Raw genomic sequence first — 26,775 nt, forward strand, 5'->3', positions numbered from 1 at the left:
CGCCGCCCTCTCCCTCGCCGAAGTCGAACCACACGGTGACGACGGCCCCGCGCGGCACCTCGGCGCCGGGCAGCGGGTACTGGCGTACGACGTAGTCGACGACGGTCAGATGGAAGTCGGGCCGGTCGGGCGCGGCGAGCAGCACGCCACGAGCCTCGGCCGTCTCGCGCGCGTCCACGGCCATCAGACCGACGAGCCGCGGCACACGCACATCGGGTGGTTTGCGCACAGACGTCACCCCCCAGCGGTACCGGAAGAGTAAGCCCTGCCGCGCGCCGCCGGAAGCGTCAGGGCTTCAGAGGTCGAGCCGGTAGCAGTGCCCCGTCTGCTCCGAGGCAGGCGAGGTGAACCTCTCGACCAGTGTCATGCCGAGCCGCCTGGTCACCGCTATGGAGCGTTCGTTGCGGGAGTTGACCATCGCCACGACGCTGGAGACGCCCGCCGCACGCAGCCGGTCGAGCGTGATCCGCGCGGCCGCCGTCACGTACCCCTTGCCCCAGTACGCCCGTCCGAGCCGCCAGCCGATCTCGATCTCGCCCTTGGGACCCCAGTCGTACGGCCACGGCTGGGCGCCCGTGAAGCCGATGGCCTCGCCCTCCTCGTCGAGCATGGTCCAGAAGCAGAACCCGCGCTCGGCGTCGTGCCGGCGCTGCCGCGCGGTCAGTTCCTCGTAGACGGACAGCTCGGCCGGCTTTCCGCCGTGGAACTCCATCACATCCGGGTCGTCGAACACCCGGTGCCAGGCGAAGGCGTCCTCTTCGGTGGGGACGCGCAGCCGTACCACGGGGAAAGGTCGGTTCATCGGGCAGCCCTTCAGCAGGGTGATCAGTACCGCTGAATAGACTGCCCATGTCCCGTGCCCGTCAGCACGCAGATTTCGAGACTTCGCGCCTTCGAGACTTGGGGAGAACCCGCCGTGACCGAACCCCAGCCCCTCTCCGAAAACACCGCCGATGTCATCGTCGTCGGGGCCGGGCCAGCCGGTTCGACCACCGCGTACTACCTGGCGAAGGCGGGACTGGACGTCCTGCTGCTGGAGAAGACCGCGTTCCCGCGCGAGAAGGTCTGCGGCGACGGGCTGACGCCCCGGGCGACCAAGCAGCTCGTCTCGATGGGCATCGACATCTCGGAGGAGGCCGGCTGGCTGCGGAACAAAGGCCTCCGCATCATCGGCGGCGGTGTCCGCCTCCAGCTGGACTGGCCGGATCTCGCCGCCTACCCCGACTACGGACTCGTACGAAAGCGGGACGACTTCGACGAGCAACTGGCCCGGCAGGCGCAGAAGGCGGGCGCGCGGCTGTACGAGCGGTGCAATGTGGGCGCCCCGGTCATCGACGACCGTACGGGCCGCATCACGGGCGTGCACGCCAAGCTCGGCGACTCCGGGGAGAAGCGGGACGTCACCTTCCACGCCCCGCTGGTCGTGGCGGCCGACGGCAACTCGACCCGGCTGTCCCTTGGCATGGGCCTGCACCGGCGCGACGACCGGCCGATGGGAGTGGCGGTGCGTACGTACTTCACGTCGCCGCGCCACGAAGACGACTACCTGGAGTCCTGGCTGGAGCTGTGGGACCGGCGCGGCCCCGGCGAGGACCGGCTGCTGCCCGGCTACGGCTGGATCTTCGGCATGGGCGACGGCACGAGCAACGTGGGCCTGGGCGTGCTGAACACCTCCACCTCCTTCAAGGAGCTGGACTGGCGCGAGGTCCTGAAAGCGTGGTGCGCCTCGATGCCCGAGGACTGGGGCTACACCCCGGACAACATGACGATCCCGATCCGCGGCGCCGCCCTCCCCATGGCCTTCAACCGCCAACCGCACTACACGAAGGGCCTGTTGCTCGTCGGCGACGCGGGCGGCATGGTGAACCCCTTCAACGGCGAGGGCATCGCGTACGCCATGGAGTCCGGCCAGATCGCCGCCGACGTCATCGTCCAGGCACACGCCCGCTCGACCCCCGCCCAGCGCGAACTCGCCCTCCAGCGCTATCCGAAGGTCCTCAAGGACACCTACGGCGGCTACTACAACCTCGGCCGCGCCTTCGTGAAGCTCATCGGCAACCCGAAGGTCATGAAGATCGCTACCCAGCGCGGCCTCACCCATCCGATCCTGATGAAGTTCACGCTGAAGATGCTCGCGAACCTGACCGACCCGACGGGCGGCGACGCGATGGACCGGATCATCAACGGGCTGAGCAAGGTGGCCCCGAAGGCGTAACTCCTGGAGTCGCTGAGCGCGCCTGAGGGCCGCCTCCCCGGTGGGGAGGCGGCCCTTTGAGCAAGCGCGGCGGAAAGCCGGTCAGAGGACGCGTACCGCGCCGTCCGCCGGGTAGCCCGACAGGTCCTGGATGACGACGCCCTTGCCGGGGTTCGCGGCGTCCAGGTACTGGCCGCCGCCGATGTAGACACCGGTGTGGTACGCCGAGCCCTTGCCACCCCAGTACAGGATGTCGCCGACCTGGATGTCGGACAGCGGGACGTCGGTGCCGACCGTCGACTGGTCCTGCGAGACGCGCGGCAGGTCGACGCCGACCTGCTTGAACGCGGCCTGGACCAGGCTGGAGCAGTCCCAGGCATTGGGGCCCGTGGCGCCCAGGACGTACGCGTCACCGACCTGCGCCTTGAGGAAGTTGATGACGGTGCCGACGCTGCCGCTCGCCGGAGCGGGGACGTCGGTGTCGGTGCTCGGGGCGGAGGCGGTGAGGGTGGTCCGCTCGGCGGACCGCGAGGCGGCGGACTCCGCGGCGGCCCTGCGCTCGGCCTCGGCCTTCTTCTTGGTCTCCGCCTTCTTCTTCGCCTCGGCGAGGTCGGCCTTGGCCTGCTTGGCGGCCTTGGCGGCGGCCGCGTCACGCTCGGCCAGCAGTTCGTAGTCGGCCGCGGCCTGCTGGGTGGCGGCTGCGGACTCGGCGACGGTGGCGGACAGGTCCGCCGTGAGCGCGGGCAGTTCCATGGTCTGGGTCACGGGCTCGGCCGCGTTCGCCGATCCGGCCGCAGCGCCCACTGCCAGGGTGCTGAGGACGCCACCGGCAACTCCGGCGCGCATCGCGAGCGTCGAGCTGCTGCGAGGCCGGGGTTTCCGGTGGCTGCGTATGTGAGCGGTGTGGGACATGAGTCCAACCGGTATCAGGGGCTCCTCCATATCTTCAAGAAACGTGTGGTGCGCCACAGTTGTTCAATGGGCTGCCCGAATCCCGGGCGTGGCGTTTCTTATTGACGCCGTATCGGGCATTGCGGACACCGCCCATCAGGCCTGTGAACAAGGCCTTTCCGTATTACGTCCGAATTGCCCGCCGCCTACCACCCGTTGGGACCGATGGCCAAGCCCTGCTTATGCGTGCCCGTTTTGGGTGTGACGCAGGTCACGGAACGGTCACTGTGGCGGACGCGTCGCGGGCGCGGGTCTCGTTCGTGTCTCGGTGCTGTGCGTCGCTCGTGAAGGCCGCGCCCCGCTCATGCCCTGCTCGTGAACGAATGCACGCGCTCGCGTCCGTCCACACCGGAGGCCCAACTCCCCCCGAAGTGTGAACGAGTTCCTCTATCAAGCGTGGGTGTCCAGCGCCAATTTGCCCGCGAGCGCCGCCTCTTGGTAAGGGGCCGCACTGCCGGACCTGCGTTAACGAGCGAAATTGTCACTTCTGGTGATCACTCGGACGCTTCCCGAGCGGAGATCACCGATCATTCGACTTCATGATCCTCAGCCGGGTGGTGGAGATCACAAAGTCGTTGTCGTACCCCGTGTCGCAGATCACAGACCGGCAGGCATAAGATGCGTGGCAGTTGGGCTTGTGACCTGCTTCACATGTACGCGATCTTCGTGAAGCCGCACGAGGCTTGTGAGCCTCGTAAGGCGTACGAAGCTTGCGGGCTTCGTGAGGCAGGAGTAGTCCGACGTAACCGCCAGCAGTCAATGCCGACTGAGAGGAGCGAGGAGCGGTGAACGCGTATGCGCCCATCCTCGTACTGGGAGCCCTCGGGGCAGGCTTTGCGATCTTCTCCGTGGTCATGGCCACGCTTACCGGTCCAAAGCGGTACAACCGGGCCAAGCTCGAAGCCTACGAGTGCGGTATCGAGCCGACCCCCACGCCGGCCGGCGGCGGGCGGTTCCCCATCAAGTACTACCTGACGGCGATGCTCTTCATCATTTTCGATATCGAGATCGTCTTCCTCTATCCCTGGGCCGTCACCTTCGACGCCCTTGGGGTATTCGGGCTCGTGGAGATGTTGCTCTTCGTGCTCACCGTCTTCGTCGCGTACGCGTACGTATGGCGGCGCGGCGGCCTGGAATGGGACTGAACCCCGGATGGGACTTAACCCCGGATAGGGGACAGAGGAGCCACTGAGCATGGGACTCGAAGAAAAGCTGCCGAGCGGTTTCCTGCTGACCACCGTCGAGCAGGCCGCGGGATGGGTGCGCAAGTCATCCGTCTTTCCCGCCACCTTCGGCCTCGCCTGCTGCGCCATCGAGATGATGACGACCGGCGCGGGCCGTTACGACCTGGCGCGCTTCGGCATGGAGGTCTTCCGCGGCTCGCCGCGTCAGGCAGACCTGATGATCGTCGCCGGACGCGTCAGCCAGAAGATGGCGCCGGTCCTGAGGCAGGTCTATGACCAGATGCCGAACCCCAAGTGGGTGATCTCCATGGGGGTCTGCGCGTCCTCGGGCGGGATGTTCAACAACTACGCGATCGTGCAGGGCGTCGATCACATCGTCCCTGTCGACATCTATCTGCCCGGCTGTCCGCCGCGGCCCGAAATGCTGATGGACGCCATTCTCAAGCTGCACCAGAAGATCCAGAGCTCGAAGCTCGGCGTGAACGCCGAGGAGGCGGCCCGCGAGGCGGAGGAAGCGGCGCTCAAGGCGCTCCCCACCATCGAGATGAAGGGCCTGCTGCAGTGAGCGACGCGAACGGCACGAACGGCAACGGCACGAACGGGGTCAACCCCGAGAAGGACCTCAGCGCCTCCAACCTCCCCGGTCGGCCGGGCGAGGCGGGCGAGGAGATCCGCGTCCAGCGCGGCATGTTCGGCGCCAACAACGGCGGCGACACTTCCGGCTACGGAGGCCTGGTCCGCTCGGTCCGGCTGCCCGGCCCTGCCACCCGCCCGTACGGCGGCTGGTTCGACGAGGTCGCCGACGAGCTGGAGGGCGCCCTGGAGGAACAGGGACTCGTCCCCGGGAACGCGATCGAGAAGACGGTCGTCGACCGCGACGAGATCACCTTCCACATCGAGCGCGAGTACCTGGTCCAGGTCGCCCGGACCCTGCGCGACGACCCGGCCCTCCGCTTCGAGCTGTGCACGGGGGTGAGCGGCGTCCACTACCTCGGCGACAAGGGCCGCGAGCTGCACGCCGTCTACCACCTGCGCTCGATCACGCACAACCGGCTGATCCGCCTGGAAGTCAGCGCCCCGGACGCCGATCGCCACATCCCGTCGCTGGTCTCCGTCTATCCGACGAACGACTGGCACGAGCGCGAGACGTACGACTTCTTCGGCATCGTCTTCGACGGTCACCCGGCCCTGACGCGGATCATGATGCCGGACGACTGGCAGGGCTTCCCGCAGCGCAAGGACTACCCCCTCGGCGGCATCCCCGTCGAGTACAAGGGCGCACAGATCCCGGCTCCGGACCAGCGGAGGTCCTACTCATGAGCACGCAGTCAGCATCCGCCCGCGAAACCACCGAGGGCACCGTCTACACGGTCACCGGTGGCGACTGGGACGAGGTCGTGCAGACCGCGGCCAGGGCCGACGACGAGCGCATCGTCGTCAACATGGGCCCGCAGCACCCGTCCACCCACGGCGTGCTCCGCCTGATCCTGGAGATCGAGGGCGAGACGGTCACCGAGGCCCGCTGCGGCATCGGCTATCTGCACACCGGTATCGAGAAGAACCTCGAGTTCCGTACGTGGACACAGGGCACGACCTTCGTGACGCGCATGGACTACCTGACGTCGTTCTTCAACGAGACGGCGTACTGCCTCGCCGTCGAGAAACTCCTCGGCATCGAGGACCAGGTCCCCGACCGCGCCTCCGTCATCCGCGTGCTCCTGATGGAGCTGAACCGGCTCTCCTCGCACCTGGTGTGCATCGCCACCGGCGGCATGGAGCTCGGCGCCACCACGATCATGATCTACGGCTTCCGTGATCGTGAACTCGTTCTCGACATCTACGAGTTGATCACCGGCCTGCGCATGAACCACGCGTACATCCGGCCCGGCGGTCTCGCCCAGGACCTGCCTCCGGGCGCGGTGGACCAGATCCGCGAGTTCGTGAAGAAGATGAAGAAGAACCTTCCCGAGTACGACAAGCTCGCCACCGGGAACCCCGTCTTCAAGGCCCGTATGCAGGACATCGGCTACCTCGACCTGGCCGGCTGCATGGCCCTCGGCGCCACCGGCCCGGTCCTCCGCTCGGCCGGTCTCCCGCACGACCTGCGTAAGGCGCAGCCGTACTGCGGCTACGAGACGTACGACTTCGACGTCCCGACCGCGGACACCTGCGACGCGTACGGCCGCTTCCTGATCCGCCTGGAGGAGATGCGCCAGTCGCTGCGGATCATCGAGCAGTGCCTGGACCGGCTGCGGCCCGGACCGGTCATGGTCGCCGACAAGAAGATCGCCTGGCCCGCCCAGCTCGCCCTCGGCCCGGACGGCCTCGGCAACTCCCTCGATCACATCAAGGAGATCATGGGCACCTCCATGGAGGCCCTGATCCACCACTTCAAGCTGGTGACCGAGGGCTTCAGGGTCCCGCCCGGCCAGACGTACGCCGCCGTCGAGTCGCCCAAGGGCGAGCTCGGGGTGCACGCCGTGTCCGACGGCGGCACCCGTCCCTACCGGGTCCACTTCCGCGACCCCTCGTTCACCAATCTGCAGGCCATGGCGGCGATGTGCGAGGGCGGCCAGGTCGCCGACGTCATCGTCGCCGTCGCGTCCATCGACCCCGTGATGGGAGGCGTCGACCGGTGACCACCACTCCTTCCGAGCAGGGCGTACAGGCACAGGGTGTACAGGCAAAGGGCGTCGGCCTTGGCATGCCCCAACTGCCCGCGCCCGACTACCCGGACGACGTTCGAGCCCGGCTCGAGACAGACGCGCGCGAGATCATCGCCCGCTACCCGGACTCCCGGTCCGCCCTCCTTCCGTTGCTGCATCTCGTGCAGTCGGAGGAGGGACATGTCACGCGCACCGGCATGCAGTTCTGCGCCGACATGCTGGACCTGACCACGGCCGAGGTCACCGCCGTCGCCACCTTCTACACGATGTACCGGCGCAAGCCCTCCGGTGACTACCAGGTGGGCGTCTGCACCAACACCCTGTGCGCGGTCATGGGCGGCGACGCGATCTTCGAGTCCCTCCAGGACCACCTCGGTGTCGGCAACGGCGAGACCACCGACGACGGCAAGGTCACCCTGGAGCACATCGAGTGCAACGCGGCCTGCGACTTCGCACCGGTCGTGATGGTCAACTGGGAGTTCTTCGACAACCAGACCGTGGAATCCGCGAAGCGCCTCGTGGACGACCTGCGCCGGGGAGCACAGGTCGCACCGACGCGCGGCGCCCCCTTGTGCACGTTCAAGGAGACCGCACGGGTCCTGGCCGGCTTCCCCGACGAGCGCCCCGGCGCCGTGGAGGCGGGCGGCAGCGCGGGCCCGGCCTCACTGACCGGCCTCCGGCTGGCGAAGGGCGAGATGACTCCCGCGCGCGTGGTGCACCCGCGGGGTTCCGGCGGTCCGCAGGACCAGCCGCCCGCCGAGCACCTCAGCTCGCACGACGCGCCGCAGCAGACCTCGGCCTCCGACCCCGCGCATCCCGCGGGCCCGGTTTCCGAGGAGGGGGAGTGATGACCTTGGCAGCCGAGATCAAAGACACCAGCCCGGAGAAGCTGCTCGCACCCGTGCTGTCGGCCTTCTGGGACGAGGACAAGTCCTGGACGCTGGACGTCTACCGAAGGCACGAGGGGTACGAGGGGCTCCGCAAGGCCCTCGCCATGTCGCCGGACGACCTCATCGCGTACGTGAAGGAATCCGGTCTGCGCGGGCGCGGCGGCGCGGGATTCCCCACGGGCATGAAATGGCAGTTCATCCCGCAGGGCGACGGCAAGCCTCACTATCTAGTTGTCAACGCCGACGAATCGGAACCGGGTACCTGCAAGGACATCCCGCTCCTCTTCGCGAACCCGCACAGCCTCATCGAGGGCATCGTGATCGCCTGTTACGCGATCCGCTCTTCGCATGCCTTCATCTATCTGCGTGGCGAAGTGGTCCCCGTACTGCGGCGGTTGCACGAGGCAGTCCGGGAGGCGTACGCGGCGGGATACCTCGGCGAGAACATCCTGGGCAGCGGACTCGACCTCCAGGTCACCGTGCACGCGGGCGCGGGCGCGTACATCTGTGGTGAGGAGACCGCACTGCTCGACTCGCTCGAAGGCCGCCGTGGCCAGCCGCGACTTCGTCCCCCCTTCCCTGCTGTCGCGGGGCTCTACGCGTGCCCGACTGTTGTGAATAACGTCGAGTCGATCGCGTCAGTTCCCTCGATTCTGAACAAGGGAAAGGAATGGTTCAGGTCGATGGGCAGCGAGAAGTCCCCGGGCTTCACGCTCTACTCGCTCAGCGGCCACGTCACGAATCCCGGCCAGTACGAGGCACCGCTCGGCATCACACTGCGCCAGCTCCTCGACATGAGCGGCGGAATGCGGCCGGGGCACCGGCTCAAGTTCTGGACGCCGGGCGGCTCTTCGACCCCGATGTTCACCGCCGAGCACCTCGACGTCCCGCTGGACTACGAGGGAGTGGGCGCCGCGGGATCCATGCTCGGCACCAAGGCGCTGCAGTGCTTCGACGAGACGACGTGTGTCGTCCGGGCGGTGACGCGGTGGACCGAGTTCTACGCCCATGAGTCCTGCGGCAAGTGCACACCCTGCCGCGAAGGGACGTACTGGCTCGTGCAGTTGCTGCGCGACATCGAGGCAGGCAAGGGCGTCATGTCCGACCTCGACAAGCTGAACGACATCGCCGACAACATCAACGGCAAGTCCTTCTGTGCCCTCGGCGACGGCGCCGCCTCGCCGATCTTCTCCTCGCTCAAGTACTTCCGTGAGGAGTACGAGGAGCACATCACGGGCCGGGGCTGCCCCTTCGACCCGGCGAAGTCGACGGCCTGGGCCGACCAGGACAAGCACGCGGAGGTGAACGCATGACTGTGACCACCAGCGCTCCCTCCGGGGGCGGAGAGGCGGCGGTTCCGCCGGAAGACCTCGTCTCGCTGACGATCGACGGCGTGGAGATCAGCGTGCCCAAGGGCACCCTGGTCATCCGCGCCGCCGAACAGCTCGGCATCGAGATCCCCCGCTTCTGCGACCACCCGCTGCTCGATCCGGCCGGCGCCTGCCGCCAGTGCATCGTCGAGGTCGAGGGCCAGCGCAAGCCCATGGCGTCCTGCACGATCACCTGCACGGACGGGATGGTGGTCAAGACCCACCTCACCTCTCCTGTGGCCGAGAAGGCCCAGAAGGGTGTGATGGAGCTGCTGCTCATCAACCACCCGCTGGACTGCCCGGTCTGTGACAAGGGCGGCGAGTGCCCCCTGCAGAACCAGGCGATGTCGCACGGCAACGCGGAGTCCCGCTTCGAGGGCAAGAAGCGCACGTTCGAGAAGCCCGTCCCGATCTCCCCGCAGGTGCTGCTCGACCGGGAGCGGTGCGTGCTGTGCGCCCGGTGCACCCGGTTCAGTAACCAGGTCGCGGGTGACCCGATGATCGAGCTGCTGGAGCGGGGCGCGCTCCAGCAGGTCGGCACCGGGGAGGGCGATCCCTTCGAGTCGTACTTCTCCGGGAACACGATCCAGATCTGCCCGGTGGGCGCGCTGACGTCGGCGGCGTACCGCTTCCGCTCGCGTCCCTTCGACCTGGTCTCGTCCCCTTCGGTGTGCGAGCACTGCTCCGGCGGCTGCGCGACCCGTACCGACCACCGGCGCGGCAAGGTCATGCGGCGGCTCGCGCAGAACGACCCCGAGGTCAACGAGGAGTGGATGTGCGACAAGGGGCGGTTCGGCTTCCGGTACGCGCAGCAGCGGGACCGGCTGACCACGCCTCTGGTGCGCGGTGAATCCGGTGAGCTGGAGCCCGTTTCGTGGCCCGAGGCCCTGGAGGTGGCCGCCGAAGGCCTCCTGGCGGCCCGCTCCAGGACCGGTGTCCTGACAGGCGGGCGGCTCACCGTCGAAGACGCCTACGCCTACAGCAAGTTCGCGCGCGTGGCCCTCGACACGAACGACATCGACTTCCGCGCGCGCGTGCACAGCGGCGAGGAGGCCGACTTCCTGGCCGCCCGGGTCGCAGGACGCGGACGGGACCTCGACGGTACGGGCGTCACGTACACCTCCCTGGAGAAGGCGCCCGCCGTCCTGCTCGCCGGAATCGAGTCCGAGGAGGAGGCGCCCGGCGTCTTCCTGCGGCTGCGCAAGGCCTGGCGAGGGCACGGACAGAAGACGTTCGCGCTCGCCACCCACTCGACACGCGGCCTGGAGAAGGCGGGCGGCACGCTGCTGCCCGCCGCGCCCGGCACCGAGACCGAGTGGCTGGACGCGCTCGCGTCCGGCGTCGGCCTGGAGGGCGACGGCGCGACGGCCTCCGAGGCGCTGCGCGCCGAAGGCGCCGTGATCGTCGTCGGGGAGCGGCTGGCCTCCGTGGCGGGCGGGCTCACCGCCGCCGTACGGGCCGCGTCCGCGACCGGCGCCGAACTGGTGTGGATCCCGCGCCGGGCCGGGGAGCGCGGCGCCATCGAGGCGGGTGCGCTGCCCTCGCTGCTGCCGGGCGGGCGTCCGGCCACCGACTCGCGCGCGCGGGTCGAGGTCGCCGCGGCCTGGGGTGTCTCCGAACTGCCGCTCCGGTACGGCCGCGACACCGGCCAGATCGTCGAGGCCGCCGCCGCCGGTGAGCTGTCCGCGCTCGTGGTGGCCGGCGTCGAGGTCGCGGACCTGCCGGATCCGGCACGCGCGCGTGCGGCACTGTCCGAAGTGGGCTTCCTGGTGTCGCTCGAACTGCGGCCCGGTGAGGTCACCGAGCACGCGGATGTCGTACTGCCCGTCGCCGCCGTCGCGGAGAAGGCGGGCACCTTCCTCAACTGGGAGGGACGGGCACGGCTCTTCGAGGCGGCGCTCAAGCCCGACCAGATGACCCGCCGTGTGGCGCCGACCGACGCACGCGTACTGCAGATGCTCGCGGACGCCATGGACGTACACCTGGGGCTGCCCGATCTGCGCACCGCGCGCGTGGAACTCGACCGGCTCGGCGCCTGGGACGGCGCACGGGCCACCGCGCCCCTCGAAACCGCGGCCACGCTGCCGCGGCCCGCCGCCGGGGAGGCCGTGCTCGCCGGGCACCGGCTGCTGCTCGACCAGGGCCGCCTCCAGGAGGGCGACGAGGCGCTCGCCGCGACCCGGCACGCCGCACGCGCGCGCGTGTCACCCGCCACGGCGGCCGAGTCGGGCGTCAAGAACGGCGACGTGCTGTCCGTGACCGGCCCCTCCGGAGTGGTCGAACTCCCGCTGCAGATCACGGAGATGCCCGACCGCGTGGTCTGGCTCCCGCTGAACTCCGCCGGGGGAGGCGTCGCCTCCGACACGGGCGCGCTGCCCGGTGACCTCGTCCGCATCGGCCCGGCGACGCTCGCCACCGAGGCCCCCAAGGAGGTGGAGGCATGACTCCGGACCTCACCGCGACGTCGTACCTGGCCGCGGAGGACCTCTCCATGTTCGGCCGCGACCCCTGGTGGCTGGTCGTCATCAAGGCGGTCTTCTGCTTCGCCTTCCTGATGATCACCGTGCTTTTCTCCATCGTGTGGGAGCGCAAGGTCGTCGCCTGGATGCAACTGCGCATCGGCCCCAACCGGCACGGCCCCTGGGGCATGCTCCAGTCGCTCGCCGACGGCATCAAGCTGATGCTCAAGGAAGACATCATCGTCAAACGCGCGGACAAGGTCGTCTACGTCCTCGCGCCCATCGTCGCCGCCATCCCGGCCTTCATGGCGATCGCCGTGATCCCCTTCGGACCGGCCGGCAACGAGATCTCGATCTTCGGCCACCGCACCACGATGCAGCTCACCGACCTGCCGATCGCGATGCTCTACATCCTCGCGGTCGCCTCGGTGGGCATCTACGGGATCGTGCTGGCGGGTTGGAGTTCTGGATCCACCTACCCGCTGCTGGGCGGCCTGCGTTCCTGCGCACAGATGATCTCGTACGAGATCGCCATGGGCGCCGCCTTCGCGTCGGTGTTCCTCTACTCCGGGTCCATGTCGACGTCGGAGATCGTCGCCCAGCAGCAGGACCGCTGGTACATCATCCTGCTGCCGGTGTCGTTCCTGATCTACATCGTCACGATGGTCGGCGAGACCAACCGGGCGCCGTTCGACATGCCGGAGTCCGAGGGCGACCTGGTCGGCGGCTTCAACACCGAGTACTCGTCCATCAAGTTCGCGATGTTCATGCTCGCCGAGTACGTGAACATGGTGACGGTCTCGGCGGTCTCCGTGACGCTCTTCCTGGGCGGCTGGCGGGCCCCGTGGCCGATCAGCACCTTCTGGGAGGGCGCCAACCACGGCTGGTGGCCGATGGCCTGGTTCGTGATCAAGGTGCAACTGCTGCTGTTCTTCTTCATCTGGCTGCGCGGCACACTGCCCCGCGTCCGCTACGACCAACTGATGAAGCTCGGCTGGAAGGTCCTCATCCCGGTCTCCGTGGTGTGGCTGATGGCCGTCGCGACCGTGCGGACCCTGCGCAACGAGAACTACGACTTCGCCGACATCGCCCTCTACATCGCCGGCGGTGTCATCGCCCTGCTGTTGCTCTCGTTCCTCATCGACATGTTCCGCGACCGGAAGTCCGCCGAGGAGGCGCCGGAGCCACCCGCCGAGGCCGCCGTCTTCGACCCGATGGCGGGCGGATTCCCCGTACCACCGCTGCCGGGACAGACCCTGCCGCCGGTGCCGCGGCGACGCCCGCGCCGGGAGCGGGAGTTGATTGTCAGTGGTGGGGTCGATACTGCCAGTGACGGATCTGATGGATCTCGTGACGGAAAGGAGGCGTCCGATGGCTGATGAGCAGAAGGAGACCAAACCCGGTTTCCAGAACCCCGTCGCAGGCTTCGGTGTGACCTTCAAGGCCATGTTCAAGAAGCGGCTGACCGAGCAGTACCCCGAACAGAAGAAGACCACCGCACCGCGATTCCACGGCCGGCACCAGCTCAACCGCCATCCGGACGGCCTGGAGAAGTGCATTGGCTGCGAGCTGTGCGCGTGGGCCTGCCCGGCGGACGCCATCTATGTGGAGGGCGCGGACAACACCGACGAGGAGCGCTACTCGCCGGGCGAGCGGTACGGCCGCGTCTACCAGATCAACTACGCCCGCTGCATCCTGTGCGGACTGTGCATCGAGGCGTGCCCCACGCGCGCGTTGACGATGACGAACGAGTTCGAGCTGGCCGACAGCAGCCGCGCCAACCTCATCTACACCAAGGAGCAGCTGCTCGCCGGCCTCGAAGAGGGCATGGTCGACAGCCCTCACTCGATCTTCCCCGGGACGGACGAGCAGGACTACTACCGGGGCCTGGTCACCGAGGCCGCGCCCGGTACGGAGCGCCAGGTGGCCCTCTCCAAGGGCGAGGTCCCGCAGGAGGCCGCCTCGACCTCCGGCGAGGACGAGCCGACGTCGGGGAAGGTGATCGGCCGATGATGGATCTCGCCGCCTACTCCACCTCCACCGGAGAGGCCTTCCAGTTCTGGGTCCTCGGCACCGTCGCCGTGATCGGCGCCCTGTGCACCGTCCTCATGAAGAAGGCCGTGCACAGCGCCCTCTGCCTCGCCGGCACCATGATCATCCTGGCGGTGTTCTACCTCGCCAACGGCGCCTACTTCCTGGGCGTCGTGCAGATCATCGTGTACACCGGCGCGATCATGATGCTGTTCCTCTTCGTGGTCATGCTCGTCGGCGTCACCGCCGCCGACTCCCTGAAAGAGACCATCAAGGGCCAGCGCTGGATGGCGCTCCTGTGCGGCCTCGGCTTCGGCATCCTGCTGTGCGCGGGGATCGGCAACGCGTCGCTGAACGATTTCAACGGCCTGAGCCAGGCCAACTCCGCCGGCAACGTGGAAGGCCTCGCGGAACTCATCTTCACGAAGTACGTCTTCGCCTTCGAACTCACCGGCGCCCTGCTCATCACGGCCGCCGTCGGCGCGATGGTGCTCACGCACCGGGAGCGCACCGAGCGGGCCAAGACCCAGCGCGAGCTGGCCGAGCAGCGCGTACGGGAAGGCAAGCAGGTCCCGCCGATGCCCGCCCCCGGCGTCTACGCCCGGCACAACGCGGTGGACATCGCGGGCCTCCTCCCGGACGGCACCGCGTCCGAACTCACCGTCATCAAGACGCTGCGGGAGCGTGGCCAGATCCGCGATGTGTCGAACGAGGCGATCAATGACCTCAAGGCCCTGGAGCGGCGTGCCGAGGAGCGGCTCGGCCGGGAAGAGGAGGCCACGAAGTGAATCCCGTCAACTACCTCTACCTCGCCGCCCTGCTGTTCACGATCGGCGCGACCGGCGTCCTGATCAGGCGGAACGCGATCGTGGTGTTCATGTGCGTCGAGCTCATGCTCAACGCCTGCAACCTCGCGCTCGTGGCCTTCTCCCGGATGCACGGCAATCTCGACGGCCAGATCCTCGCCTTCTTCACGATGGTCGTCGCCGCCGCGGAGGTCGTGGTGGGGCTCGCGATCATCGTTTCACTGTTCCGTACCCGCCACTCGGCCTCGGTCGACGACGCCAGCCTGATGAAGCTCTGAGGGGTCGCTGAATCGTGGAGAACCTGATTGCGCTGCTGGTAGCGGCGCCTCTGCTCGGAGCTGCCGTACTGCTGTGCGGCGGCCGGCGGCTGGACGCCGTCGGCCACTGGATCGGCACGCTCCTCGCGGCCGTCTCCTTCGTGATCGGCGCGATCCTCTTCGCCGACATGCTGGGGAAGGGCGAGGAGGAGCGGGAGATCGGCCAGCACCTGTTCAGCTGGGTCCCGGTCGAGAGTTTCCAGGCTGACGTCGCCTTCCAGCTCGACCAGCTGTCGATGACGTTCGTCCTGCTGATCACCGGCGTCGGCTCCCTGATCCACCTGTACTCGATCGGGTACATGGAGCACGACGAGCGGCGCCGCCGCTTCTTCGGCTATCTGAACCTGTTCCTCGCGGCGATGCTCCTGCTCGTCCTCGCCGACAACTACCTCCTGCTGTACGTCGGCTGGGAGGGCGTCGGCCTCGCCTCGTACCTGCTGATCGGCTTCTGGCAGCACAAGCCCAGCGCCGCGACGGCCGCGAAGAAGGCCTTCCTGGTCAACCGCGTCGGCGACATGGGCCTTTCCATCGCGATCATGCTGATGTTCGCCTGGTTCGGCACCTTCGCCTTCGGGCCCGTGCTGGAGGTGACGGGCGAGACGAGCGAGGGCAAGCTGACCGCCATCGGCCTGATGCTGCTGCTCGCCGCCTGCGGCAAGTCCGCCCAGGTACCGCTGCAGTCCTGGCTCGGCGACGCGATGGAGGGCCCGACCCCGGTCTCGGCCCTCATCCACGCCGCGACGATGGTGACCGCGGGCGTGTACCTGATCGTCCGCTCCGGTGAGATCTTCAACGCCGCACCCGATGCCCAGCTGGCTGTCACCGTCGTCGGCGCCGTCACGCTCCTGTTCGGTGCGATCGTCGGTTGCGCGAAGGACGACATCAAGAAGGCGCTGGCCGGCTCGACCATGTCGCAGATCGGCTACATGATCCTCGCCGCGGGCCTCGGTCCCATCGGCTACGTCTTCGCGATCATGCACCTGGTGACGCACGGCTTCTTCAAGGCCGGGCTCTTCCTCGGCGCCGGTTCGGTCATGCACGGCATGAACGACGAGGTCGACATGAGGAAGTACGGCGGCCTCAGGAAGTACATGCCGATCACGTTCGTCACCTTCGGCCTCGGCTACCTCGCCATCATCGGCTTCCCCGGTCTGTCCGGCTTCTTCTCCAAGGACAAGATCATCGAGGCGGCCTTCGCCAAGGGCGGCACCGAGGGCTGGATCCTCGGCGGCGCGGCCCTCCTGGGCGCGGCCATCACCGCGTACTACATGACGCGCGTGATGCTGCTGACGTTCTTCGGAGAGGAGCGCTGGCGCCATGCGCCGACGCCGTCCCCGGCCGAGCCGAGCGTGGAGCCCGCCGCCGAAACGCGCGGCGAGCACGCGGTGCCGCATCCGCACGAGTCCCCGAAGTCCATGACGATCCCGATGATCGTGCTCGCCTTCGGGTCGGTCTTCGCGGGCGGGTTCTTCGGTATCGGCGACCGGTTCATCCACTGGCTGGAGCCCGTCACCGGGCATGACCACGGACATCCGCCGGTCAGCGCCCTGACGGTCACGCTCTCCACAGTGGCCGTGATGGTCATCGGGGTCGTCTTCGCCTATCTCCAGTACGGTCGCCGGCCCGTCCCGGTCGTCGCCCCGCGCGGCTCCCTGCTCACCCGGGCCGCCCGGCGCGACCTCCTCCAGGACGACTTCAACCACGTCGTCCTCGTGCGCGGCGGAGAGCACCTCACACGCTCCCTGGTGTACGTCGACCACACCCTGGTCGACGGGGTCGTCAACGGCACGGCGGCCTCGATGGGCGGCCTCTCCGGACGACTGCGCAGGCTCCAGAACGGCTACGCGCGCTCGTACGCGGTCTCGATGTTCGGCGGTGCGGCGGTCCTCATCGCCGTGACCCTGCTGATGAGGGCGGTCTGATACCGATGTCCTTTCCACTGCTGACAGCGACGGCGGCGCTCCCGGCCCTCGGGGCGATCGCCACGGCCGCCGTGCCGGCCGCGCGCCGCACCGCCGCCAAGTGGCTGGCGCTGCTCGTCTCGCTCGCCACGCTCGGACTGGCCGTTGCCGTGCTGGTGCGCTTCGACCCGAATCGAGTCGCCGAGGACGGCAACTTCTACCAGCTCACAGAACGGCACTCCTGGATCCCGGACTTCGGAGTGCAGTACGAACTGGGCGTGGACGGCATCGCGGTGGCGCTGATCGCGCTGACCGCCCTGCTGATTCCGTTCATCATCCTCGCGGGCTGGCACGACGCCGACCCGCTGGAGACGAACAGCAGCCGCTGGCGACCGACTCAGGGCTTTTTCGCCCTGATCCTCGCCGTCGAGGCGATGGTGATCCTCTCCTTCGAGGCCACCGACGTCTTCCTCTTCTACATCTTCTTCGAAGCCATGCTCATCCCGATGTACTTCCTCATCGGCGGCTTCGGAGACCGCGCCCACGCCGGCTCGGACGAGAACGCGGCGGCCCAACGCTCGTACGCCGCGGTGAAGTTCCTCCTCTACAACCTCGTTGGCGGCCTCATCATGCTGGCCGCGGTCATCGGCTTCGCCGTGGTGGCCGGGGACTTCTCGCTCCAGACGATCGCCAAGGACGGCTTGCCGGACATGGCGACCAGCACCGAACGATGGCTCTTCCTGGGCTTCTTCTTCGCGTTCGCCGTGAAGGCGCCCCTGTGGCCGCTGCACACCTGGCTGCCCAACGCCATGGGGGAGGCCACCGCCCCGGTCGCCGTACTGATCACGGCGGTGGTCGACAAGGTCGGCACCTTCGCGATGCTCCGCTTCTGCCTCCAGCTCTTCCCGGAGGCCTCGAAGTGGGCGACGCCGGTCATCCTCGTACTCGCCCTGATCAGCATCATCTACGGGGCGCTGCTCGCGGTCGGCCAGCGAGACATCAAGCGACTGGTGGCGTACGCGTCGATCTCGCACTTCGGATTCATCATCATGGGCATCTTCGCGATGACCAGCCAGGGCCAGTCGGGTGCGACGCTCTACATGGTCAACCACGGGATCTCGACCGCCGCCCTGATGCTGGTCGCCGGCTTCCTGATCTCGCGGCGCGGCTCGCGTCTGATCGCCGACTACGGAGGAGTGCAGAAAGTCGCCCCGGTGCTCGCCGGCACCTTCCTGGTCGGCAGCCTCGCGACGCTGTCCCTGCCGGGTCTCGCACCGTTCGTGAGTGAGTTCCTGGTCCTGGTCGGTACGTTCACGCGCTACCCGGCGATCGGGATCATCGCCACCTTCGGCATCGTCCTCGCCGCGCTCTACACGCTCGTCCTCTACCAGCGGACGATGACGGGCCCGGTGAAGGCCGAGGTCTCCGCGATGCCCGACCTCAGGGTGCGGGAGCTCGCGGTCGTCGCCCCCCTGATCGCCCTGCTGATCTTCCTCGGCGTCTATCCGAAGCCGATCACCGACATCGTCAACCCGGCGGTCAAGCAGACCATGTCCGACGTACAGAAGAAGGACCCCAAGCCCGAGGTGGAGGCGGCCAAGTGAGCGCAACAGCCGTCCACAGCCTGTGGACAATGGCGGCCGATCCGATCGACAAGATCGACGCGCCGAAGATCGAATACGGGCAGTTGTCGCCCACCCTGATCGTCATCGGTGCGGCGCTCATCGGCGTGCTCGTCGAGGCGTTCGTGCCGCGCAAGTCGCGTTACTACGCCCAGGTGTTCCTGTCCGTCGTCGCACTCGCCGCCGCCTTCGCCGCGGTCGTGGCGCTCGCGGCCGGCGGGTACGGCACCACGAAGGCGGGCATCGCGGCGATGGGCGCGATCGCCGTCGACGGGCCGGCACTCTTCCTGCAGGGCACGATCCTGCTCGCGGGCGTGCTCGGCGTGTTCACCTTCGCCGAGCGGCGGCTCGACCCCGTGGTGCACGGCAACCGCGTCGACTCGTTCGCGGCGCAGGCCGCGTCCGTGCCCGGCAGCGACAGCGAAAAGGCCGCGGTGAAGGCAGGGTTCGCCACCACCGAGGTGTTCCCGCTGCTTCTCTTCGCGATCGGCGGGATGCTCGTCTTCCCGTCGGCCAACGACCTGTTGACGCTGTTCATCGCCCTGGAAGTCTTCTCGCTGCCGCTCTACCTGCTGTGTGCCGTGGCCCGCCGCAAGCGGATCATGTCGCAGGAGGCCGCGGTCAAGTACTTCCTGCTCGGCGCCTTCGCCTCCGCGTTCACGCTCTTCGGCATCGCCCTGCTGTACGGCTACGCGGGCTCGGTGTCGTACGCGACGATCGCGCAGGTCGTCGACGGCTCGATCGAGAACGTGACGCCGGCACTCGCCGACACCATGGGCAACGACGCGCTGCTGCTGATCGGCGCCGCGATGGTCGTCATGGGCCTGCTGTTCAAGGTGGGTGCGGTGCCGTTCCACATGTGGACCCCGGACGTGTACCAGGGCGCGCCGACCCCGGTGACCGGCTTCATGGCCGCCGCCACCAAGGTGGCCGCCTTCGGGGCGCTGCTGCGTCTGCTGTACGTCGTGCTGCCGGGCCTGCGCTGGGACTGGCGGCCGGTGATGTGGGCGGTCGCGATCGTCACCATGCTGGGCGGCGCGATCGTCGCGATCACCCAGACCGACATCAAGCGACTGCTGGCGTACTCGTCGATCGCGCACGCGGGCTTCATCCTCGCCGGTGTCATCGCGACCACGCCCGACGGCGTCTCGTCCGTGCTCTTCTACCTGGGCGCGTACTCCTTCGTCACGATCGGCGCGTTCGCGGTCGTGACCCTGGTGCGGGACGCGGGCGGCGAGGCCACGCATCTGTCCAAGTGGGCGGGGCTCGGACGGCGTTCGCCACTGGTGGCGGCCGTGTTCGCGGTCTTCCTGCTGGCCTTCGCCGGCATTCCGCTCACCTCGGGCTTCGCCGGAAAGTTCGCCGTGTTCAAGGCGGCGGCAGAGGGCGGCGCGGAGGCGCTGGTCGTGGTCGGTGTGATCTCGTCCGCCATCGCGGCGTTCTTCTACATCCGCGTGATCGTGCTCATGTTCTTCAGCGAGCCGAAGCCGGAGGGGCCGACGGTGGCTGTTCCGTCGCCGCTGACGATGACGGCGATCGGGGTGGGTGTGGCGGTCACGTTGGTGCTGGGTGTGGCGCCGCAGTACTTCCTTGATCTGGCGGGGCAGGCGGGAGTGTTCGTGCGCTGACGCTCCGCCGTCGTACGCAGTCGGCCCGGCTCCCCATCGTGGGGAGCCGGGCCGATGTGGTGAAAGGCGCGTGCTGGTTACTGGCCTTCCGCGAGGCGCGTCCTGATCTTGGTGAGATCCAGGTCCACCGCGAACGGGACGGACATCTTCATACGCTCACGGAAGATGCCCACGCTGGTGTACGTGCCGGTGGTGGGCTCCAGCTCGAAGGCGTGGACCGCCGCGAGGCCCTTCTCGTTCTCGACCCGCCAGTAGTGGGGGATCTTTGCCCGGGCGTACTTCATCGGCTTGGTTTCGCGGTCCCGGGCCTCGGAGTCCGGGGACACAACCTCGACGGCCAGGACGACGGCGTCGGCCGGGAACCGGGTTTGCTCCGCATCCTCCACCACGTCCCCGCGCACCACGACCACGTCCGGCTCAGGCCTGTTCCGGCGGTCGATGTCGATGGTGAACTCGCGGATGACTTCGAAGTCGTGTGGCGCCAAGGACTGGAGCTGCCAGGTGAAGAAGTCGACAGCGCGTGAGTGAAACAGAGTCTGCGGACTCACGAAGACGAGGCTCCCGTCGATCAGCTCCGTGTGTGGAGGCAGGTTCGGAAGCTCGTCCAGGTCGTCGGCGGTCCAGCCGCCCTCCGGCGGGATCGGCCAGGTTGGCTCGGACGCCTTCGGTGCGACGCTCATCAGTGCTCCCATGGGACGGAGTCTCGCCGGTCCATCCAGACTATCGGCCGGAAAACGGGCGCGGCTCCCCCGCACGTGTGAACGAGTGATGCGCCTTGACCTGAGGTGGTGCGAGGCAGCCTGTGGATAACTGCGAGGCTGTCGGTGCGGACCCCTATCGTGGATGCAGTGGTCGAGGCACGGCGTACGACGGGGGACAGGGCGATGAGCGGGACGGGCGGGACGGGTGTGATGACCGAAGAGGACAGGGCCGCGGGGCTGGGCGAGAGCAGGCCCGCGGGGCTCGCGGAGAGCGAGGTGCTGGGCACACTCCGCCGTGTCTTCGGATACGAGGCGTTCCGTGGCGAGCAGGAAGCGGTCGTCGAGCATGTGGTGGCCGGCGGCGACGCCGTGGTGCTCATGCCGACAGGCGCCGGCAAGTCGCTGTGCTACCAGATCCCGGCCCTGGTCAGACCCGGTACGGGTGTGGTCGTCTCGCCACTGATCGCGCTGATGCAGGACCAGGTGGACGCGCTGCGGGCGCTCGGCGTGCGCGCCGGGTTCATGAACTCCACGCAGGACTTCGACGAGCGGCGCGTGGTCGAGGCGGAGTTCCTGGCGGGTGAGCTAGATCTGATCTACCTCGCGCCGGAGCGGCTGCGCCTGGAGTCCACGCTCGACCTGCTCGCGCGCGGCAAGGTCTCGGTCTTCGCGATCGACGAGGCGCACTGCGTGTCCCAGTGGGGCCACGACTTCCGGCCCGACTACCTGGCGCTCTCACTGCTGGGCGAGCGCTGGCCCGACGTACCGCGGATCGCGCTGACCGCGACGGCCACACACGCGACGCACCAGGAGATCACCCAGCGCCTGGGCATGCCGGACGCCCGCCATTTCGTGGCGAGCTTCGACCGGCCCAACATCCAGTACCGGATCGTGCCGAAGGCCGACCCCAAGAAGCAGCTGCTGTCGTTCCTGCGCGAGGAGCACGCGGGCGACGCGGGCATCGTGTACTGCCTGTCGCGCAACTCCGTTGAGAAGACAGCCGAGTTCCTCTCCCGCAACGGCATCGAGGCGGTGCCGTACCACGCGGGTCTGGACGCGGGCACGCGCGCTGCGCACCAGTCACGGTTCCTGCGCGAGGAAGGCCTCGTCGTCTGCGCCACCATCGCCTTCGGCATGGGCATCGACAAGCCGGACGTACGGTTCGTGGCCCATCTCGACCTGCCGAAGTCGGTCGAGGGCTACTACCAGGAGACGGGCCGTGCGGGCCGCGACGGACTGCCGTCCACGGCATGGATGGCCTACGGCCTGAACGACGTCATACAGCAGCGCAAGCTGATCCAGCTGGGCGAGGGCGACGAGGCGTTCCGGCGCCGGGCCGCGATGCACCTCGACGCGATGCTCGCGCTGTGCGAAACGGTCCAGTGCCGCCGTGCCCAACTGCTCGCCTACTTCGGGCAGGACGCCGGGACCACGGCTTGTGGGAACTGCGACACGTGCCTCCTCCCGCCCGAGACCTGGGACGGCACCGTCGCGGCCCAGAAGGTGCTGTCCACGGTGGTGCGGTTGCAGCGCGAGCGGGGGCAGAAGTTCGGGGCGGTCCAGATCGTCGACATCCTGCTCGGGCGCAGGACCGCCAAGGTCATACAGTTCGACCACGACGAGCTGTCCGTGTTCGGCATCGGCGAGGAGCTGTCCGAGGGCGAATGGCGCGGTGTCGTACGGCAGTTGCTGGCTCAGGGGCTGCTCACGGTCGAGGGTGAATACGGGACGCTGGTACTGACCGAGGCGAGCGGGACGGTGCTGCGGCGCGAGCGGGAGGTGCCGCTGCGCAAGGAGCCGAAGAAGCCGGTGACCGCGAAGTCGGCGTCGCCCCGGGGCGAGCGCAAGGCCAAGGCCGCGGCGGCCGAGCTGCCCGACGAGCTGGTCCCCGTGTTCGAGGCCCTGCGATCGTGGCGTGCCGGGCAGGCCAAGGAGCAGGGCGTTCCGGCGTACGTCATCTTCCACGACGCGACCCTTCGGGAGATCGCCATCGCGGGGCCCACGTCCATCGCGGAGCTGGGCGGGATCGGCGGAGTGGGCGAGAAGAAGCTCGCGACGTATGGGGAGGGCGTGCTCGGGGTGCTTGCCTCGCTGTCCCCGGGCTCGGGCTCACCGGCTTCCCCGGCCCCCACGGCCAAGACCGACGACGGGGACTCGGGGGCGCTGGAGGCGGAGCCCGAGCACTGGCCGGAGGCCGAGGAGCCGGACGAGCCGGATGAGCCGGAGGACTGGATATAGACGACCGGTGGATATAGACGACCGGTCGGTGGAGGGCGGGTCGCACGCTCGGTAGGACTGGCGCGCTCGGTACGACTCACACGCTCGGTACGACCTGCCCCGTCACCTCGCCGAGTCCCACGCGGGTTCCGTTCGGCCCAGGTGCCCAGGCCGTGAGGGTCACGACGTCGCCGTCCTCCAGGAACGTCCGCTTGGCGTCGGGGAGTTCGAGGGTGTCGCGTCCGTTCCAGGTCAGCTCGATCAAGGACCCGCGTTCGCGCTCGCCGGCCCCGCTCACGGTCCCCGAGCCGTACAGGTCGCCGGTGCGCAGGGAGGCGCCGTTCACCGTCATGTGGGCCAACTGCTGGGCGGCGGTCCAGTACATGGTGGAAAACGGCGGCTCGGAGACGGCGTGGTCGTTGAGGGCGACGGAGATGCGCAGGTCGTAGCCGCCGGGTTCCTCGGAGGCGTCGTCCAGGTAGGGGAGAAGGGGGTGGGTACGGGACGGGGGTGCGACCCGGGCGTCCTCCAGGGCGTCGAGCGGTGTGATCCAGGCAGACACCGACGTGGCGAAGGACTTGCCGAGGAACGGGCCGAGGGGGACGTACTCCCAGGCTTGGAGGTCGCGCGCGGACCAGTCGTTGAGGAGGCAGAGGCCGAAGACGTGGTCGCGGAAGTCGCTCAGCGGTACCCGCGTGCCCATGGCGGAGGGTGTACCGACCACGAAGCCGACCTCTGCCTCGATGTCCAGGCGGACGGACGGCCCGAAGACCGGCTCCGGGTCCGTGGGGGCCTTGCGCTGGCCGGAGGGGCGTACGACCTCCGTGCCGGACACCACGACGGTGCCGGACCGGCCGTGGTAACCGATCGGCAGGTGCTTCCAGTTGGGGGTCAGGGGGTCCGCGGCGTCGGGGCGGAAGATCTGGCCGATGTTGCGGGCGTGGTTCTCCGATGCGTAGAAGTCGACGTAGTCCGCGACCGTGAAGGGGAGGTGCAGGGTCACCTCGGAGAGCGGGTGCAGCAGGGGTGCGATGGTCTCCCGGTGGGCAGGCACCGTCACCCACGCCGTGATCGCCCGCCGCACGTCCGACCAGGTCGTACGGCCCGCCGCGAGCAGAGGGTCGAGGGAGGGGCGAGCGAGCAGTCTGACGTAAGGCGAGCCCAGAGCCCGGGCCGCACCGCCCGCGTCGAGGACGTGGTCGCCCAGCCGGACACCGACACCGCGCTCCTCGGAGCCGGCCGGGGAGAACACGCCGTACGGAAGGTTGTGGGGACCGAAGGGATCGCCCTCGGGGACCTCGAAGGGGGGCATCGGATGCTGCCTCGCTTTCCGTGTGGGTGGGGCACACGTTACGGGGGAGTTGCTTGCCTGGGCACGGCCTTAAGAGTTCGCAATGTCCGAATAGGTCTTGATAGGTCTTGTCGGAGTAGTTGACTCCGGCTCAGCGCTCTTAAGGAGACATGCTCGGCAGCGTCGCACCGTTCAGCGGGAGCGAGGAGCTTCCCAGGGGTTACGCCTCTCCCGCCGCCGCTCGCTGCCACGCCAGGAAGTCGGCGACGAGTCCGGGCGGGTTGGCGGCCTCGGTCGCCTCCACCTCCCAGCCCGGGCGGTCCATGTCGAAGACCTGAACGGGCACGGGGCGGCCGAGGACCTCCTTGAGCAGGCCGCTGCTGTGGAAATGACGGGCGAGGCCTGTGCAGGCGTCGGCGAAGTGCTCGCCGAGTGCCTCGTACTGGTCATCGCTCGCGTCGTCACCCTCCCCGTCGAACCACAGACCGAGCCGCTTCACCTCGTCGACGTAGAGGGGGCTTCCGACCGGATCCTCAGGCACATTCCCGAGCATCTCGAACCCGTCCAGCAGCCAGCAGGCGTAATTCCAGCGGGCTTCGCCCGGGTCCTCCGGCCGAGACTCCCGCCGGTACTGGCTCTCGGTGTTGTAGCCGATGGCGACGTACGGCCGTCTGGGGTCGTAGTCGATCCGCCAGATATTGAAGGAGACGGCGTAGATCTCGGGCTTGAGTTCGGCCGGGAACCGTTCCAGGATCTCGGCCCCGGCGGTGCGCAGGTGCTGCTGGAACGACTTCATGCGCCTTCCTTCAGGGTCCAGACGGGCCAGTCCCGGGGAGGCGCCGGGCGGACCTCCCACCTGGAGAGGTCGCCGTCCACCTGCTCGTCGCCGCAAGGGAGTCGGAGACCGTCTCCGAGAGGCAGGAAGTAGACGCCGCACGCCCAGTACTCCGGAAGCTCGTGCGTCATGAGTTCCTGTCCCGAGGCCTCGATCTCGACGCCCGCGTACCGTGCGTTGATCCTCGCGACGGCCTCCGCCCGCGAGATCCCGAAGCGCTCCACGAGGACGTCCGCCATCTCGCGGAAGTAGTCGAGCATGCCGGCGTCGAGACGGGTCAGGAACTCCGCGGTTCTCGCCGTCACGTGAGGCATCTCCGTGTCGGGCCGCGGAGGTGACCAGTTCTGGAACTGCTCGCGCAGCCAGTCATGCGCGTCGGTGTCGCTATCGGAGGGCTTGCGGGTCATGGCTCCAGTCTGCCCGCGGGGTGGTCACCGTCGGGCATACGGCCATGTCGGGCATACGGCTGTGTGAGGGATGGTCGAGGTGTCGGACGACGTCCGGTTCGGGCCGGGTCGATGGGCCGTTCGATCCGTATTCTCTGATCATGGCCGCACCGATCGCATATTCACTTATCGCCACTGACCTGGACGGAACGCTGCTCCGCGGCGACGACACCCTCTCCGACCGGTCACGGACCGCGCTGGCGATGGCGGCCACGGCGGGGGCCCGGCACCTCGTGGTGACCGGGCGCCCGGCTCCACGTGTACGACCGCTGCTCGACGAACTGGGCGGTCAAGGGCTGGCGGTGTGCGGGCAGGGGGCGCAGTTGTACGACGCCGGGGCCGACCGCATGGTGTGGTCGGTGACCCTTGACCGTGAGCTGGCCGAGACGGCGCTCGGCAAGATCGAGGCGGAGGTCGGGGAGGTGTACGCGGCCGTGGACCAGGACGGCGTCGACGGGCTCACGCTGATCGAACCGGGTTACGAGATGCCGCATCCGACGTTGCCGGCGGTACGGGTCCTCCACCGCGACGACCTCTGGACCGAACCCATCAGCAAGGTGCTCCTGCGCCACCCCTCCCTCACCGACGACGAGTTGGCGACAGCGGCCCGCGGAGCGGTCGGTTCCCTCGCCTCCGTCACGATGTCCGGTCCCGGCACCGTCGAACTTCAGCCATGCGGAGTGACCAAGGCGACGGGCCTCGCCCTCGCGGCCGCCCATCTCGGTCTCACCTCGACCGCGACGATCGCCTTCGGCGACATGCCCAACGACATCCCCATGTTCGACTGGGCGACCCGCGGCGTGGCGATGGCCAACGCCCACCCCGAACTCAGGGCGATGGCCGACGAGGTGACCCTGTCGAACGAGGAGGACGGCATCGCGGTGGTCCTGGAACGGCTGTTCCGCTAGACGAAAGCCGTGCCCCGGCGTCCAGGGCGAGATCGGAACCTTCCGTGCCATGCGCGTCGTTGTCGTAGCGGTTCCTGGGCCCGGCAGAGAGGTGTGATGCCTCCCTCGTGCTGCGGGACATAACAGCACACTTCGTGGCATGACCGTTATTTTGGGTTGTATGGGTAGATCAAGGATATGCGGTCAGTGATCGGATGGTGTCGGGCCCGGCCCCGTGGGCGCTCACTGTGATCGAAAGGCGACCGGATACGCTGACTTGAGTGCGAGCAGCGACACATCGACAAACACCTACAGCACAGACGGCAAACAGCACACGCGCCGGCACGCGCAGTATCAGAAGTTTCAACAGCTCCCATAG

At 68.3% G+C, this 26,775-nt stretch carries 24 protein-coding genes; 17 read left to right on the forward strand and 7 right to left on the reverse strand.

All coding sequences use genetic code 11. The features are described from left to right. Positions 1-211, reverse strand: a 211-nt coding sequence (locus tag G5C60_RS23720) for a PASTA domain-containing protein (protein WP_165262648.1), incomplete at its 3' end; no start/stop codon positions are given. An 84-nt stretch (positions 212-295) separates the two neighbouring features. Beyond that, entirely contained in the window at positions 296-802 is a 507-nt protein-coding gene (locus G5C60_RS23725; RefSeq protein WP_165262580.1) for a GNAT family N-acetyltransferase, read from the reverse strand. A gap of 114 nt (positions 803-916) precedes the next feature. On the opposite strand from G5C60_RS23725, the gene G5C60_RS23730 reads away from it, so the two are divergent. Then, complete coding sequence (locus G5C60_RS23730) at positions 917-2,215, forward strand: geranylgeranyl reductase family protein (RefSeq protein WP_165262582.1); 1,299 nt, start codon at positions 917-919, stop codon at positions 2,213-2,215. An 81-nt stretch (positions 2,216-2,296) separates the two neighbouring features. On the opposite strand, the gene G5C60_RS23735 is transcribed toward G5C60_RS23730, so the two are convergent. After that, a complete protein-coding gene (locus G5C60_RS23735; RefSeq protein WP_165262584.1) occupies positions 2,297-3,136 on the reverse strand; it encodes a C40 family peptidase in 840 nt (279 codons plus the stop codon). A gap of 794 nt (positions 3,137-3,930) precedes the next feature. On the opposite strand from G5C60_RS23735, the gene G5C60_RS23740 reads away from it, so the two are divergent. The 14 genes from G5C60_RS23740 to nuoN are packed head-to-tail and all read left to right on the forward strand — an operon-like array spanning position 3,931 to position 20,019. Next, the gene (locus G5C60_RS23740; protein WP_165262586.1) at positions 3,931-4,290 is read left to right on the forward strand and encodes an NADH-quinone oxidoreductase subunit A; all 360 of its coding nucleotides are present in this window, start codon (positions 3,931-3,933) and stop codon (positions 4,288-4,290) included. A gap of 49 nt (positions 4,291-4,339) precedes the next feature. Beyond that, positions 4,340-4,894, forward strand: a complete 555-nt coding sequence (locus G5C60_RS23745; protein ID WP_165262588.1) for a NuoB/complex I 20 kDa subunit family protein — start codon at positions 4,340-4,342, stop codon at positions 4,892-4,894. After that, on the forward strand, positions 4,891-5,649 hold the full coding sequence (locus G5C60_RS23750) for an NADH-quinone oxidoreductase subunit C (protein ID WP_165262590.1): 759 nt from the start codon (positions 4,891-4,893) through the stop codon (positions 5,647-5,649). The genes G5C60_RS23745 and G5C60_RS23750 overlap by 4 nt, the downstream gene beginning before the upstream one ends. Continuing rightward, positions 5,646-6,968: an NADH-quinone oxidoreductase subunit D gene (locus G5C60_RS23755; protein ID WP_165262592.1), complete on the forward strand. Its 1,323-nt coding sequence runs from the start codon at positions 5,646-5,648 to the stop codon at positions 6,966-6,968. The genes G5C60_RS23750 and G5C60_RS23755 overlap by 4 nt, the downstream gene beginning before the upstream one ends. Beyond that, the gene (nuoE, locus tag G5C60_RS23760; RefSeq protein ID WP_420907401.1) at positions 6,965-7,843 is read left to right on the forward strand and encodes an NADH-quinone oxidoreductase subunit NuoE; all 879 of its coding nucleotides are present in this window, start codon (positions 6,965-6,967) and stop codon (positions 7,841-7,843) included. Before G5C60_RS23755 ends, nuoE begins: the two co-directional genes overlap by 4 nt. Continuing rightward, positions 7,840-9,198: an NADH-quinone oxidoreductase subunit NuoF gene (gene nuoF / locus G5C60_RS23765; RefSeq protein WP_338145902.1), complete on the forward strand. Its 1,359-nt coding sequence runs from the start codon at positions 7,840-7,842 to the stop codon at positions 9,196-9,198. The genes nuoE and nuoF overlap by 4 nt, the downstream gene beginning before the upstream one ends. Continuing rightward, complete coding sequence (locus G5C60_RS23770) at positions 9,195-11,699, forward strand: NADH-quinone oxidoreductase subunit G (RefSeq protein WP_165262596.1); 2,505 nt, start codon at positions 9,195-9,197, stop codon at positions 11,697-11,699. Before nuoF ends, G5C60_RS23770 begins: the two co-directional genes overlap by 4 nt. Further along, positions 11,696-13,093, forward strand: coding sequence for an NADH-quinone oxidoreductase subunit NuoH (gene nuoH / locus G5C60_RS23775; RefSeq protein WP_165262598.1), 1,398 nt, complete (start codon positions 11,696-11,698; stop codon positions 13,091-13,093). Before G5C60_RS23770 ends, nuoH begins: the two co-directional genes overlap by 4 nt. Beyond that, complete coding sequence (gene nuoI, locus G5C60_RS23780; protein WP_165262600.1) at positions 13,086-13,727, forward strand: NADH-quinone oxidoreductase subunit NuoI; 642 nt, start codon at positions 13,086-13,088, stop codon at positions 13,725-13,727. The genes nuoH and nuoI overlap by 8 nt, the downstream gene beginning before the upstream one ends. Continuing rightward, positions 13,724-14,533 (forward strand): NADH-quinone oxidoreductase subunit J, encoded by an 810-nt coding sequence (locus tag G5C60_RS23785; protein WP_165262602.1) that lies wholly within the window; start codon positions 13,724-13,726, stop codon positions 14,531-14,533. Before nuoI ends, G5C60_RS23785 begins: the two co-directional genes overlap by 4 nt. Beyond that, on the forward strand, positions 14,530-14,829 hold the full coding sequence (gene nuoK / locus G5C60_RS23790; RefSeq protein WP_165262604.1) for an NADH-quinone oxidoreductase subunit NuoK: 300 nt from the start codon (positions 14,530-14,532) through the stop codon (positions 14,827-14,829). Before G5C60_RS23785 ends, nuoK begins: the two co-directional genes overlap by 4 nt. 14 nt (positions 14,830-14,843) lie before the next feature. Beyond that, on the forward strand, positions 14,844-16,790 hold the full coding sequence (nuoL, locus tag G5C60_RS23795) for an NADH-quinone oxidoreductase subunit L (protein WP_165262606.1): 1,947 nt from the start codon (positions 14,844-14,846) through the stop codon (positions 16,788-16,790). Positions 16,791-16,795: 5 nt separating this feature from the next. After that, complete coding sequence (locus tag G5C60_RS23800; RefSeq protein ID WP_165262608.1) at positions 16,796-18,373, forward strand: NADH-quinone oxidoreductase subunit M; 1,578 nt, start codon at positions 16,796-16,798, stop codon at positions 18,371-18,373. Next, positions 18,370-20,019, forward strand: coding sequence for an NADH-quinone oxidoreductase subunit NuoN (nuoN, locus tag G5C60_RS23805; RefSeq protein WP_165262610.1), 1,650 nt, complete (start codon positions 18,370-18,372; stop codon positions 20,017-20,019). Before G5C60_RS23800 ends, nuoN begins: the two co-directional genes overlap by 4 nt. Positions 20,020-20,096: 77 nt before the next feature. Here the strand turns inward: nuoN and G5C60_RS23810 are convergent, their stop codons facing one another. Beyond that, the gene (locus G5C60_RS23810; RefSeq protein ID WP_165262612.1) at positions 20,097-20,699 is read right to left on the reverse strand and encodes a Uma2 family endonuclease; all 603 of its coding nucleotides are present in this window, start codon (positions 20,697-20,699) and stop codon (positions 20,097-20,099) included. A gap of 204 nt (positions 20,700-20,903) precedes the next feature. On the opposite strand from G5C60_RS23810, the gene recQ reads away from it, so the two are divergent. Continuing rightward, positions 20,904-22,958 (forward strand): DNA helicase RecQ, encoded by a 2,055-nt coding sequence (recQ, locus tag G5C60_RS23815; RefSeq protein ID WP_165262652.1) that lies wholly within the window; start codon positions 20,904-20,906, stop codon positions 22,956-22,958. 76 nt (positions 22,959-23,034) lie between these two features. Here recQ and fahA read toward each other — a convergent pair whose 3' ends face one another. The 3 genes from fahA to G5C60_RS23830 form a co-directional block, all read right to left on the reverse strand. Beyond that, positions 23,035-24,249, reverse strand: coding sequence for a fumarylacetoacetase (fahA, locus tag G5C60_RS23820; protein ID WP_165262614.1), 1,215 nt, complete (start codon positions 24,247-24,249; stop codon positions 23,035-23,037). Positions 24,250-24,448: 199 nt separating this feature from the next. Further along, positions 24,449-25,024, reverse strand: coding sequence for a hypothetical protein (locus tag G5C60_RS23825; protein ID WP_165262616.1), 576 nt, complete (start codon positions 25,022-25,024; stop codon positions 24,449-24,451). Then, complete coding sequence (locus G5C60_RS23830; RefSeq protein ID WP_241267016.1) at positions 25,021-25,470, reverse strand: hypothetical protein; 450 nt, start codon at positions 25,468-25,470, stop codon at positions 25,021-25,023. Before G5C60_RS23830 ends, G5C60_RS23825 begins: the two co-directional genes overlap by 4 nt. 140 nt (positions 25,471-25,610) lie before the next feature. On the opposite strand from G5C60_RS23830, the gene G5C60_RS23835 reads away from it, so the two are divergent. Continuing rightward, entirely contained in the window at positions 25,611-26,417 is an 807-nt protein-coding gene (locus G5C60_RS23835) for a Cof-type HAD-IIB family hydrolase (protein ID WP_165262618.1), read from the forward strand. Positions 26,418-26,775: the final 358 nt, after the last annotated feature.

It is taken from the genome of Streptomyces scabichelini (assembly GCF_011045015.1).
GTDB classification, from domain to species: Bacteria; Actinomycetota; Actinomycetes; order Streptomycetales; family Streptomycetaceae; genus Streptomyces; species Streptomyces scabichelini.